This window comes from Micromonospora rifamycinica (assembly GCF_900090265.1).
GTDB lineage: Bacteria > Actinomycetota > Actinomycetes > Mycobacteriales > Micromonosporaceae > Micromonospora > Micromonospora rifamycinica.
Genome location: NZ_LT607752.1, coordinates 6,474,721 through 6,488,059 on the forward strand (window position 1 = coordinate 6,474,721; position 13,339 = coordinate 6,488,059).

Here is a 13,339-nt window from a genome sequence, read left to right on the forward strand (position 1 = left end):
CCGGCCGACGCCGCGCACGGTCACCAGCCGCGCGCCCGCCACTGCGGCAACGAGGCCCGTTCCGCGCCGAGGGTGCTGTCCGCGCCGTGCCCCGGATAGAACCAGGTCTCGTCGGGCAGCCGGCCGAAGAGCTTGTGCTCCACGTCGTCGATGAGCTGGCCGAACCGCTCCGGATCCCGGTCGGTGTTCCCCACTCCGCCGGGGAAGAGGGAATCGCCGGTGAACAGGTGCGGTGTGCCGGCCGGGTCGCGGTAGAGCAGCGCGATCGAGCCGGGGGTGTGCCCCTTGATGTGGATGACCTCCAGCGTCTGCCCACCCACCGCCACGGTGTCGCCGTCGGCCAGGGTCTGCGCCGGGATCGGCAGGCCGTCGGCGTCGTCGGCGTGCACCAGGGCCTGGGCACCGGTCTTGGCGACGACCTCCTCCAGCGCCACCCAGTGGTCCATGTGCTGGTGGGTGGTGACCACCGAGGTCAGGCCGGCGTCACCGACCAGGTCGAGCAGCCGGGGTGCCTCGTTCGCGGCGTCGATCAGCACCTGCTCGCCGGTGTCGCGGCAGCGCAGCAGGTAGGCGTTGTTGTCCATCGGGCCGACCGACAGCTTGGTGACGGTGATTCGGTCCAGCTCCCGGACGGCGGGCGGGCCGCCGTGGGTGACGTCTCCGGTGTAGCTCATGGGGCTCTATATCCATTCCGGTGGGGTCGGCAGCGGACCGTCCGGGGTGACGGTCAACTCGTCGCCGCTGCTGCGGCCGATCAACCAGGCGGCCAGGCCGGCGGCGGTCCCGGCGACCAACGGGGCACCGGCCGGGTCGCCCACCACCAGCTCCGGCCGGTTGCCGTCGACGGGTCGCAGCACCAGCGCCGGCGCGTCCGCACGGTCGGCGAGCCCGCCGGCCACCTCGTGCAGCAGGTGCTGGGCGACCACGGGCGGCCAGTCCGCCGGCCGGTAGCCGGTGGCCAGGTCGACGTGGTGCACCTCCAGCTCGCGCAGCCGGGCCCAGACCACCAGGGCGGCCTGCCACGGGCCGTGCCGGGTCCGCACGGTGGCGCCCCACGCCTCGACCGGCATGGCCGCCACCGCCGCGGCGAACCGCTCGGTGCTGTGGCGCAGGTCGGCCAGCTGCTCGGCGGGGGGCCGACCGGCACCGGCGGCGATGTCGGCGTTGCGGGCCTCGACGCTGGCGTACATCGGGATGTCCTCGCCGGTGCGGGCGGCGGTGAGCAGGTTGACGAACCCGTCGGCGTTGCGGGCCAGGTGGGTCAGCACGTGGCCACGGGACCAGCCGGGCAGCAGGCAGGGGGCCGCGACGTCGGCCGCGTCGAGACCGGCCGCGGTGTGCAGCAGGCGGGCGGTCGCGTCGTCCACCTCGCCGGTCAACAGCAGGGGATCCGTTGTCACGCCCCGACCCTAGCGGTCCGGCCCGTGCCGCGCCGCCGGGGAATTCGCTTTCGGCACGTCGGCGCGCGGCCTACCGTCGGTTCCGACGCGGTGACAGGACGACGGACGGGGGTGGTGACCATGCCGGTCGCAGTACGGGTGTTGCGCCACGACCAGCTCCGACCCTGATGAGGATGATATGACCATCGATCTGACCGCGCTCGGCCTGGATGCGGAGCGGGCGGCGTACGCGCGGCGGTGGCCGGACCGTCGGCCCGGCCGGGTGGCCCGGGTCGACCGGGGGGTGTGCACCGTGCTCGGCGCGGACGGCCCGGTCCGGGCCAGCCTGGGGCCGGCGGTGCTGGCCGCCGCCGCCCGGGACCTGACCGCCCTGCCGTGCGCCGGCGACTGGGTGCTGCTGGCCCGGTGGCCGGACGGCCCGGTGACCGTCGACGCGGTGCTGCCCCGGCGGACCGCGCTGATCCGGCGGACCGCCGGCAAGGACGCCAGCGGGCAGGTGCTCGCCGCCAACCTCGACACCGCCGCGGTGGTCGAGCCGGTGCACCCGGAGCCGGACGCCGCCCGGATCGAACGGCTGCTCTCCCTGGCCCACGAGTCGGGCGCCCGGCCGCTGCTGGTGCTCACCAAGGTCGACCTGGCCGCCGACCCGCGGGCGGTGGCCCGGCAGCTCGCCGCGGTGGCCCCCGGGGTGCCGGTGCTGCCGGTCAGCGCCGAGCGCGGCACCGGCCTGGAGCCGCTGCGTCCGCTGGTCGCGCCGGGTCTGACGCTGGCCCTGCTCGGCCCCTCCGGGGCGGGCAAGTCGAGCCTGGTGAACGCCCTGGTCGGCGCGGACGTCATGGCCACCCAGGCGATCCGGCGCTCCGACGGCAAGGGCCGGCACACCACCACCTGGCGGGCGCTGGTGCCGGTGCCCGGCGGCGGTGCGGTGCTGGACACCCCCGGGGTCCGGGCGGTGGGCCTGCTGGACGGGCACACCGGGCTGGACCGGGCGTTCCTGGACATCGCCGAGTTGGCCACCGGCTGCCGGTACGCCGACTGCGGGCACACCGCCGAGCCGGCCTGCGCGGTGCGGGCGGCGCTGGAGACCGGGGAGCTGCCGGCCCGGCGCTGGGAGAGCTGGCGTCGCCTCCAGCGGGAGGTGGCGTTCGAGAGCGGTCGCCGGCAGAGCCGGCTGGCCGCCGAGCGGCGGGGCGGCTGGCGGGGTGGCCGGCGGCGGCCCTCCCGCCCGGTGACGCCACCGCGGCCGGGCGGATTCTGACCGGTCCCGGTCCCGGTCCCGCCCCGGGTACCGACCCGGCTCGGGGCGGGTCGGCACCCGGGGCCGGCGGGGGCGGGTCGGGTCGGGCGGTGCCGATCGGCTCGGGCGGGCGGCGGGCGGTGGGGTGACCGACCGGGGCGAGCGGGCGGAACATGCGGGCGAGAGAAGTTGTCGTACCCCGGGGCTAGAGTTGCCCAGGCGTTCCTTCTGCGCCCGCAAAACCGCTCAGATTTCCCTCGGAGCGGACAGATCCGCCTCATATTTCTCTTCCGGGAGCATCCGCACCGTGGCCGACCGTCTGATCATCCGTGGCGCGCGCGAGCACAACCTGCGTGACGTCAGTCTCGACCTGCCCCGGGACGCGCTCATCGTCTTCACCGGGCTCTCCGGCTCCGGCAAGTCGAGCCTGGCCTTCGACACCATCTTCGCCGAGGGGCAGCGCCGCTACGTCGAGTCGCTGTCGTCGTACGCCCGGCAGTTCCTCGGCCAGATGGACAAGCCGGACGTCGACTTCATCGAGGGGCTGAGCCCGGCCGTCTCCATCGACCAGAAGTCGACCTCGCGCAACCCCCGTTCCACCGTCGGCACCATCACCGAGGTCTACGACTACCTGCGGCTGCTCTTCGCCCGGATCGGCGAGCCGCACTGCCCGGTCTGCGGCGAGCGGATCTCCCGGCAGAGCCCGCAGCAGATCGTCGACCGGGTGCTGGCGATGGCCGAGGGCACCCGGTTCATGGTCCTCGCCCCGGTGGTCCGGGGCCGCAAGGGCGAGTACGTCGACCTCTTCGCCGAACTCCAGGCCAAGGGCTACGCCCGCGCCCGGGTCGACGGGGTGGTGCATCCGCTGACCGAGCCGCCGAAGCTCAAGAAGCAGGAGAAGCACACCATCGAGGTGGTGATCGACCGGCTCAGCGTCAAGGCGAGCGCCAAGCAGCGGCTGACCGACTCGGTGGAGGCCGCGCTCGGCCTCTCCGACGGCCTGGTGCTGCTCGACTTCGTCGACCTCGCCGAGGACGACCCGGCCCGGGAGCGTCGCTACTCCGAGCACCTGGCCTGCCCGAACGACCACCCGTTGGCGATCGAGGACCTGGAACCCCGGGTCTTCTCGTTCAACGCGCCCTACGGGGCCTGCCCGGAGTGCACCGGCCTGGGCACCAAGAAGGAGGTCGATCCGGATCTGGTCGTCCCCGACCCGGAGCGCACCCTGCGCGAGGGCGCGTTGCAGCCCTGGTCCACCGGGCACAACCTGGAGTACTTCCTGCGGCTGCTGGAGGCGCTGGGCGAGAGCCAGCACTTCGACGTCGACACCCCGTGGCGGGCGCTGCCGGCGCGGGCGCAGAAGACGATCCTGCACGGCTCCGACGACCAGGTGCACGTGCGCTACCGCAACAAGTTCGGCCGGGAGCGCTCCTACTACACCGGTTTCGAGGGTGTGGTGCAGTGGATCGAGCGCCGGCACACCGACACCGAGAGCGAGTGGTCGCGGGACAAGTACGAGGGCTACATGCGCGACGTGCCGTGCGCGGCCTGCGGCGGCACCCGGCTGAAGCCCGAGGTGCTGGCGGTCACCATCGCCGGCAAGAGCATCGCCGAGGTCTGCAACCTGTCGGTGGGCGAGGCGGCCGAGCTGCTCGCCGGTATCGCGCTGACCGACCGGCAGAAGATGATCGCCGAGCGGGTGCTCAAGGAGATCAACGCCCGGTTGCGGTTCCTGCTCGACGTCGGCTTGGACTACCTCTCCCTGGACCGGGCGGCCGGCACCCTGTCCGGCGGCGAGGCGCAGCGTATCCGGCTGGCCACCCAGATCGGGTCCGGCCTGGTCGGCGTGCTCTACGTGCTCGACGAGCCGTCCATCGGCCTGCACCAGCGGGACAACCACCGGCTGATCGAGACCCTGCTGCGGCTGCGCGGCCTGGGCAACACGCTGATCGTGGTCGAGCACGACGAGGACACCATCCGGGTCGCCGACTGGATCGTCGACATCGGGCCCGGCGCGGGCGAGCACGGCGGCCGGATCGTGCACAGCGGTTCGGTGCCGGCGCTGCTGGACAATCCCGAGTCGGTGACCGGGGCGTACCTGTCGGGTCGGCGGGAGATCCCGACGCCGAAGCGACGCCGGCCGCAGACGCCGGAGCGGGAGCTGGTGGTGCACGGGGCGCGCGAGCACAACCTGCGCAACCTGACCGTGCCGTTCCCGCTCGGCCAGCTCATCGCGGTCACCGGCGTCTCCGGCTCGGGCAAGTCGACGCTGGTCAACGACATCCTGTACGCGGTGCTGGCCAACCAGATCAACGGTGCCCGGCTGGTGCCCGGCCGGCACACCCGGGTCTCCGGGCTGGAGCACGTCGACAAGGTGGTCGGCGTCGACCAGTCGCCGATCGGCCGGACGCCGCGCTCCAACCCGGCCACCTACACCGGGGTCTGGGACCACGTGCGCAAGCTGTTCGCCGAGACCACCGAGGCCAAGGTCCGGGGGTACGGGCCGGGCCGGTTCTCGTTCAACGTCAAGGGGGGGCGCTGCGAGGCGTGCTCCGGCGACGGCACCATCAAGATCGAGATGAACTTCCTGCCGGACGTCTACGTCCCGTGCGAGGTGTGCAAGGGCGCCCGGTACAACCGGGAGACCCTGGAGGTGCACTACAAGGGCAAGACCGTCTCCGACGTCCTGGAGATGCCGATCGAGGAGGCGGCCGAGTTCTTCTCCGCCATCCCGGCCATCCACCGGCACCTGCGGACGCTCAACGACGTGGGCCTGGGCTACGTACGGCTGGGCCAGTCCGCGCCGACGCTCTCCGGCGGTGAGGCGCAGCGGGTCAAGCTGGCCGCCGAGTTGCAGAAGCGGTCCACCGGCCGGACGGTCTACGTGCTCGACGAGCCCACCACCGGCCTGCACTTCGAGGACATCCGCAAGCTGCTGCTGGTGCTGGAGGGGCTGGTCGACAAGGGCAACACGGTGATCACCATCGAGCACAACCTCGACGTGATCAAGACGGCCGACTGGCTGATCGACATGGGTCCGGAGGGCGGCCACCGGGGCGGCACGGTGCTGGCCACCGGCACCCCGGAGGAGGTCGCCGAGGTCGCCGAGAGCCACACCGGCCAGTTCCTGCGGTCGGTGCTCAAGCTCGACGGGGAGGCCCGGGGCGCCAAGGCGGCGTCGACCCGGGCGGCCAGGGCCAACGGCGCGACGCCGAAGGCGCGGACCCGCAAGGTGCCGGCCGGGGCGCGCTGAGCCGACGGCGGACCCGGCCCGGGGACCGGCAATCCGATCCCCGGGCCGTGCAGCCGTCCGCTATCGTCAGCCGTCCGACGGGTGCCGGCGGGCGGGGGTGAACCGCCGGGACACCGTGGTGCGTGTGCTCAGGTACGGCCGCGAGGGCCGACGATTCTGGTAACGGCAGTGGAGAGAAGGGCCGGAGATGAACGACGATCAGGCGCTGACCGGGGCCGGGAAGCAGACCCGACGCGCCCTGCTGGCCGGGGCGGGTGCGGTGGGGGCGTCGGTGCTCCTGACCGCCTGCGGCGACGATTCCGGTGACGAACCGACCGGCGGTACGGCCAGCAGCGGTGCGCCGGCCGCGTCCAACGCCGGTGGCGGGCCGGGCACTGTCGTCGCCAAGACCGCCGACATCCCGGTGGGGGGCGGGCAGGTCTACGCCGCGCAGGGAGTGGTGATCACCCAGCCGACGGCGGGGCAGTTCAAGGCGTTCGACCCGATCTGCACCCACCAGGGCTGCCCGGTGTCGAACGTCGACGGCGGGACGATCAACTGCACCTGCCACAACAGCGCGTTCGCCATCACCGACGGCGCGGCGAAGAGCGGCCCGGCGACCACCCCGCTGGCCGCCAAGCAGATTAAGGTCGAGGGAGACCAGATCGTGCTGGCCTGACCGGTGCCGGCCGGCGCGGCGGGGGTGACCCGCCGCGCCGGCCGGCACCGTCGGCTCAGTGCGCGTACACCGCCATCTCCCAGAGGGAGTAGCCGTACGAGGTGGCCCGGGTCACTCCGTGCATCCGGACGTACCGGGCGGTCGTGGTGGGGAAGGCCGCCACGTCGGTGCCGCCGTCGCCGGCCGTGGTCGACCAGACCGTCCGCCAGGTCGACCCGTCGTTCGACACCTCGATCCGGTACGACCGGGCGTACGCCGACTCCCAGGCCAGGGTCACCCGGCCCACCTGGCGGGCCGACCCGAGGTCGACGGTGAGCCACTGGTCGTCCGCCCAGCTGCTCGCCCAGCGGGTGCCCAGGTCGGAGTCGACGGCCTTGGCCGCCCCGAAGAACAGCTCGCTGCCCGACGCGCTGACCGGCCGACCGGCGGCCAGGTTGGTCAGGTCGTCACCCCGCCGGGACGGGAACGAGACCACCTGCTGGAAGGTGGGCCGGTTCTGCCAGGCGATGGTGGCGTGCTTGATCCCGCCCAGCGGGGACTGGATGATCGCGTCCGCGCACCACTGGTCACCGGCGGCGCAGCTCGCGTCACCGGGGTACACCTGCTCAGCCGGGGTGGCCGCCGCCGTGCGCAGCGTGTCCAGCAGCACCTGCCGGCAGCCGGCCAGGTTCCCGGCGCCGCAGTAGCCCCGGCCCAGCCCGCCGCGCACCGGGTCGCCGAGCACCGCGCGCAGGTCCTTGTCGACGTAGCCCCACCAGCCGTACTGGAAGGACGAGCCCTTGTGCGACTGGGCCTCGTTGGCCGAGGTCGGCAGGTTGGACCTGTCGCCCTGCTGGTGCCCGGAGGGGGACTCGTTGATCTGGATAGCGTTGATCAGCGACTGGTAGAGGTCCGGGCCGAGCTGGTCGCGGAACATCCCCCGGACCAGCAGCGGCCACCAGGCGTCGAAGGTGCGGATCGCCTCGGCGTGCCGGTAGACCTTCGACCCCTTCGCCGTCTCCACCCGCAGCGCGCCGTCCTGCCGCCACGCCCTGAGCCGGCTGATCTCGGTGGCCAGCGCGGCGTCGGTGACGGGCTGGCTCTCCAGCACCCGGATCAGCTCGTCGAGCACCTCGGCCCCGCGCAGGTCGGTCAGGCCGGCCTGCTCGACCAGCGCGGTCAGCGAGCCCCGGTCGTACTTCCGGCCGGCGGCCAGGCCCGCCTTGAGCGGGCGGTCCAGCAGGTCGGCCCGGTGTACCGCGCCGAAGCTGTAGTTGCCGTCCGCGCCGCCGAAGTCCTTGGCCTGCTTGTTGTTCCAGCTGACGTAGTAGTCCTGGTCGACCGACCGGGGGTGGGCGGCCAGCGGGGCGTAGCCGGCGGTGTTCGTCGCCGGGTCGAAGCCCTGCCACTCGTAGGCCGGTTCGGCCTTCATCGGCAGGTTCGGGTTGGACCCGGCGGCCCGCACCGGGTTCAGCCCGGAGTTGAAGTACGCCGACTCGGTGGAGTTGACGTAGAACCAGTTGAAGGCGTACTCGACGTTGTTGGCCGAGGCGACGAAGGCGTCCGCCGAGCCCATCTGCTCCGGATCGTTGAACATCTGGAAACCGATCGCCGAGTCGGCCTCGTGCCGGTAGGTGGACCGGAGCTGGGTGAAGGCGTGCGGCCGACCGCCGACGGTGGCCCGCCAGGCGACCAGGCCGAGCTTCGTCCGCCAGGCCACCAGCTTGTACGACCCCTTGGCGGTGCCGTCGGCGAGGGTCGGCGTCCACTTGTTGACGTGGGCGAGCTGCTCCATCGCCAGGCACTGGCCCCGGTAGAGGTAGTGGTCGGCGGCCAGGGTCGGGGTGCTGCCGTCGGTGGTGCACAGCGGCACCGCGTAGCTGTCGGTGATGTCGTGGATCGACGAGGTGGCGCTCCAGGCGTAGTCCTGGCCCCGGCCGAGCAGCACGTAGAGGTTGAGACCGGCGAACGCCGCGCCTCGGGCGCTGATCCCCGGCCCCTGCAACTCCTGCACCATCAGCAGCTGTGGGGAGAAGTAGCCGGTCTGCGGGCCGAAGACCGCGACCGGGTGGCCGGTGGCCGAGTTGGCGGCGGAGACCACCGCCGCGTTGGACATCCCCCGGTGCGCCGGGCTGATGGTCAGCCCGGACAGCGCGGCGGCCAGCTCACCGGACGCGCTCGTGCCGGTACGGGCCGGGGCGGCGGTGCTGCCGGCGGAGCCGGTCGGGTCGGTGAAGATCGGCTCGACCCGGGCGGAGCCGGCGTCGGGCAGCACCACGCTCGCCGCGTCCGGGGAGGCGTCGCCGTACGGGAAGCTCTGCCCGTCGTGCAGGGTCAGCACGGTCTCCGGGTCGTTCTGGTTGCGGAACGCCGTCCACACCTTGTCGCCCTCGGTGGTGCCGTACTTCGCGCGGGCGGCGATCCGGACCAGCGCGGACTGCATCTCGGTGCCGCCCCCGCCGCCGAACAGCCCGCCCACCACGCCGGCGATGGCGATCAGGTCGGTGAGCTGGAACGGCTCCGGGCCGCCGGCGTTGGTGACCGCGTCGAGGTGGCCGGTGAGCACGTACTCGCCGGGGCAGTTGCGGGCGCCCATGCAGACGCCGATGTAGGCGTTGATGCCGGCGATGTACTCCTGTACGTCGGCGTAGAGCTGCTGGCCGCGCGGACCCTTGGTACGCAGCGCCTCGACCTGGGCCTGGAGGTCCGCCTCGGTGTACGGCGAGTTGCGCCAGACGCTCTGCTCCAACGCCCGGTTGCCGGGGGCGCCGCCGGCGAACGAGGTGAGGGTGCCCCGGCCGACGTGGCGCAGCAGGTCCATGGTGAACAGCCGGTCCTCGGCGCCGGCGTAGCCCGCGCCGTACATGGTGCCGCCCCGGGTGGTGCCGGTGACGTGCGGGACACCGGTCGCCCTGTCCCGCAGGATGCGGACGTCGGAGCGGGGCGAGTAGTCGCGTTCGACCTGCCCCTGCGGGACGCCGAAGGAGGCGTCGTTGAAGAACGAGCCGATCTGTTCCTCGCGCAGCCCGGCGTAGCCGTACACCAGGTCGGCGTAGCGGCCGAGCTGGTCGGCGGAGTGCCGGGGCAGGGTGCCGAGGGTCTGGTTGCCGAGCACCTCGACCAGGGTGGCGTTGCCGTTCTGGCCGGGCGGCAGGATGTCGCCGCACTCGCCGAGGCAGTAGTCCTCGGGGGCGAACGCGGTACGCGGCGCGGCGGCCTCGGCCGGGGTGGTGGGCGTCGCGGTGAGCAGGGCGGCGACGCTGATGCCGGCGGTCAGACCGGCGAGCAGGCGGCGGACGGTGGGGGGACGGGGCATGGTGATCCTCCAATGAGGATGGGGATCTTTATATGAATAACATTCGGTTACCGGATGGTAATCTCCGTTGGTCGATATCGGAAGACGTCCATCGCGCGGCTGCCGGATCTTCGCCAGGTGGTACCGGGCCGGTCGGTGCGCGTGGATAGCCTTCGATCCCCCGCTCAGATTGGATCGTCGATGAAGGTCGTCCGTCTGCTCGCGTCCGCGACGCTGCTCGCGGTCGCGCTCACCCCGTCCGGGCCGGCCGCCGCCTCGGCCGCCCCCGCCCCTGCCCCCGCCGGGACCGCCGCCGCCCCCACCTCGGGCGCGTTCTCCGTGCTCACCTACAACGTCGCCGGCCTGCCCGACATCATCTCCAGCGGCGACCCGGCGACCAACACCCGGCCGATCGGCGAACGGCTCGGCGGGTACGACATCGTGCACGTCCAGGAGGACTTCAACTACCACGCCGACCTGTACGCCACCGACCAGCACCCGTACCGGACCCCGACCAGCGGGGGCGTGCCGTTCGGCAGCGGCCTCAACACGCTGTCGAACTACCCGTACAGCGACTTCGCCCGGGTGAAGTGGAACTCCTGCAACGGCACCGACTGCCTCACCCCGAAGGGCTTCACCGCCAGCCGCATCCGGCTGGCCGAGGGCGTCTACGTCGACTTCTACAACGCCCACCCGAACGCCGGCAGCACCGACGCCGACCTGGCCGCCCGGCGCGCCAACATCAGCCAGCTCTCCGCGTACGTCGCGGCGAACTCGGCCGGCAACGCGGTGGTGCTGATGGGTGACCTGAACGTGCGCTACACCCGTACCGGCGACAACATCCGCGACCTGGTGGCGGCCAACGGCCTCACCGACGTCTGGGTGCAGCAGGAGCGGGGCGGCCAGCCGCCGGCCGCCGGTGACCCGGCGCTGCTCTGCGACGAGGCCAACGTGACGGACTCCTGCGAGGTGGTCGACAAGATCCTCTACCGGGGGAACAAGCTGGTCCGGCTCAGCCTGGACCGCTACCACAACGAGCACGCCCGGTTCCTCACCCCGACCGGCGGGCCGCTGTCCGACCACTACCCGCACGCCGCCTGGTTCGACTGGACCCTCGCCCCCGATCTGCGGGCCAGCGACACCTGGGGCGGCCCGCACGGCACGCCGTTCACCGACGCCGACCGGGTCGGCCCGGCGGTCACCCGGGTCACCCTGCGCGGCGGCTCCCGGCTCGACGCCGTCGGGGTGGACCTCGCCGACGGCGGCCAACTGCGCCACGGCGGCACCGGCGGGACGGAGAGCAGCCTCACCCTGGCCCCCGGCGAGCGGGTCACCCAGGTCACCCTCACCCAGGGCCAGAAGGACGGCCGGACCCGGATCTTCTCGGCCCGGCTCAGCACCGACCAGGGGCGTACCCTCACCGCCGGCACGCCCACCTCGGCGGCGGTCACCCTCACCGCGCCCCCCGGTGGCCGGCTCGCCGGGTTCTTCGGCCGCAGCGGCAGCGAGGTCGACCAGCTCGGCGTGATCTGGAGTGTCAGCGGTAACGGTTAGTCTCGGTGCCGTGGCTGATCCCTCGACCTACCGCCCCGCGTCCGGCACGATCCCCGAGTCCCCCGGGGTCTACCGGTTCCGGGACGGCACCGGCCGGGTGATCTACGTCGGCAAGGCCAAGAACCTGCGTGCCCGACTCAACTCCTACTTCGGCGATCTGCTGGGTCTGCACGAGCGGACCCGGCAGATGGTCACCACCGCCGAGTCGGTCGACTGGATGACCGTCGCCACCGAGGTCGACGCCCTCCAGCAGGAGTTCACCTGGATCAAGCAGTACGACCCCCGGTTCAACGTCCGGTACCGCGACGACAAGTCGTACCCGTACCTGGCGGTCACCCTCGACGAGGAATACCCGCGGCTGCAGGTCATGCGGGGTGCGAAGCGTAAGGGCGTGCGGTACTTCGGGCCGTACTCGCACGCCTGGGCGATCCGCGAGACGCTCGACCTGCTGCTGCGGGTCTTCCCCGCCCGCACCTGCTCCGCCGGGGTGTTCAAGCGGGCCGGGCAGGTGGGTCGCCCCTGCCTGCTCGGCTACATCGGCAAGTGCTCCGCGCCCTGCGTGGGCACCGTCTCCGCCGACGCGCACCGGGCGATCGTCGACAACTTCTGCGAGTTCATGGCCGGTCGCACCGACAGCATGGTGCGCCGCCTCGAACGCGAGATGACCGAGGCCAGCGAGCAGTTGGAGTTCGAGCGGGCGGCCCGGCTACGCGACGACGTGGCCGCCCTGCGCCGGGCCATGGAGAAGCAGACGGTGGTGCTCGGTGACGGCACCGACGCCGACGTGGTCGCCTTCGCCGACGACCCCCTCGAAGCCGCCGTGCAGGTCTTCCACGTCCGTGACGGCCGGGTCCGCGGCCAGCGTGGCTGGGTGGTGGAGAAGACCGAGGAGCTGACCACCGGCGACCTGGTGCACCACTTCTGCACCCAGGTCTACGGCGGTGAGCAGGGCGAGGCGGACGTCCCCCGGGAGCTGCTCGTCCCCGAGCTGCCCGCCGACGCCGAGGCGCTCGCCGACTGGCTCAGCGCCCGTCGGGGCAGCCGGGTGTCACTGCGGGTGCCCCAGCGGGGCGACAAGAAGACCCTGCTGGAGACGGTGGGCCGCAACGCCAAGGACGCGCTGGCCCGGCACAAGCTCAAGCGGGCCGGTGACCTTACCACCCGGGGCAAGGCGCTCGACGAGATCAGCGAGGCGCTCGGGATGCGTACCGCGCCGCTGCGCATCGAGTGCTTCGACGTCTCCCAGATCCAGGGCACGGACGTGGTGGCCAGCATGGTCGTCTTCGAGGACGGGCTGCCCCGCAAGAGCGAGTACCGCCGGTTCATCGTCCGGGGGGCCACCGACGACCTGTCGGCGATGTCCGAGGTGCTGCGTCGCCGCTTCGCCCGCTACCTCGACGCCCGCGCCGAGACCGGCGAGCTGGGCGAGGAGACCGCGTCCGACCCCGACCGCCCCGGCATCGACCCGGCCACCGGTCGGCCGCGCCGGTTCGCGTACCCGCCGCAGCTGGTGATCGTCGACGGGGGTGCCCCGCAGGTGGCGGCGGCGGCCCAGGCGCTGGCCGAGCTGGGCATCGACGACGTGGCGCTGTGCGGGCTGGCCAAGCGGCTGGAGGAGGTCTGGCTCCCCGACGACGACTACCCGGTCATCCTGCCGCGCACCTCCGAGGGGCTATACCTGCTGCAACGCGCCCGCGACGAGGCGCACCGGTTCGCCATCACCTTCCACCGGCAGCGGCGTTCCAAGCGGATGACCGAATCGGCCCTGGACACCGTCCCCGGCCTCGGCGAGGTCCGCCGCAAGGCGCTGCTGCAACACTTCGGTTCGCTCAAACGGCTCTCCGCGGCCACCGTGGAGGAGATCGTCGAGGTGCCCGGGGTCGGCCGCCGTACCGCCGAGGCGATCCTCGCGGCCCTCGACGGTGACCCGAAGACCACCGCCCCCACCCCGACCGACTGACGG

General features: G+C 72.8%; 8 protein-coding genes. 5 read left to right on the forward strand and 3 right to left on the reverse strand.

All coding sequences use genetic code 11. The features are described 5' to 3' along the window. Positions 1-20: 20 nt before the first annotated feature. Complete coding sequence (locus GA0070623_RS27485; RefSeq protein ID WP_067314941.1) at positions 21-674, reverse strand: MBL fold metallo-hydrolase; 654 nt, start codon at positions 672-674, stop codon at positions 21-23. A gap of 6 nt (positions 675-680) precedes the next feature. Further along, positions 681-1,400, reverse strand: coding sequence for a maleylpyruvate isomerase family mycothiol-dependent enzyme (locus tag GA0070623_RS27490; protein ID WP_067314944.1), 720 nt, complete (start codon positions 1,398-1,400; stop codon positions 681-683). 178 nt (positions 1,401-1,578) lie between these two features. Here GA0070623_RS27490 and rsgA point away from each other — a divergent pair, with 178 nt between their 5' ends. The 3 genes from rsgA to GA0070623_RS27505 all read left to right on the forward strand — a co-directional run bounded on the left by rsgA (position 1,579) and on the right by GA0070623_RS27505 (position 6,548). After that, complete coding sequence (gene rsgA, locus GA0070623_RS27495) at positions 1,579-2,658, forward strand: ribosome small subunit-dependent GTPase A (RefSeq protein WP_067314946.1); 1,080 nt, start codon at positions 1,579-1,581, stop codon at positions 2,656-2,658. Positions 2,659-2,944: 286 nt separating this feature from the next. Next, entirely contained in the window at positions 2,945-5,890 is a 2,946-nt protein-coding gene (gene uvrA, locus GA0070623_RS27500; RefSeq protein WP_067314949.1) for an excinuclease ABC subunit UvrA, read from the forward strand. Between the two features lie 187 nt (positions 5,891-6,077). Next, complete coding sequence (locus GA0070623_RS27505) at positions 6,078-6,548, forward strand: Rieske (2Fe-2S) protein (protein ID WP_067314951.1); 471 nt, start codon at positions 6,078-6,080, stop codon at positions 6,546-6,548. Positions 6,549-6,603: 55 nt separating this feature from the next. Here the strand turns inward: GA0070623_RS27505 and GA0070623_RS27510 are convergent, their stop codons facing one another. Next, positions 6,604-9,843 (reverse strand): penicillin acylase family protein, encoded by a 3,240-nt coding sequence (locus GA0070623_RS27510; protein ID WP_067304409.1) that lies wholly within the window; start codon positions 9,841-9,843, stop codon positions 6,604-6,606. Positions 9,844-10,023: 180 nt separating this feature from the next. Between GA0070623_RS27510 and GA0070623_RS27515 the strand changes: the two genes are divergently transcribed. Further along, positions 10,024-11,376 carry a jacalin-like lectin gene (locus GA0070623_RS27515; RefSeq protein WP_067304406.1) on the forward strand — a complete coding sequence of 451 codons (1,353 nt, stop codon included), beginning with the start codon at positions 10,024-10,026 and terminating at the stop codon, positions 11,374-11,376. A 10-nt stretch (positions 11,377-11,386) separates the two neighbouring features. Further along, positions 11,387-13,336 (forward strand): excinuclease ABC subunit UvrC, encoded by a 1,950-nt coding sequence (gene uvrC / locus GA0070623_RS27520; RefSeq protein WP_067304403.1) that lies wholly within the window; start codon positions 11,387-11,389, stop codon positions 13,334-13,336. Positions 13,337-13,339 lie beyond the last annotated feature (3 nt).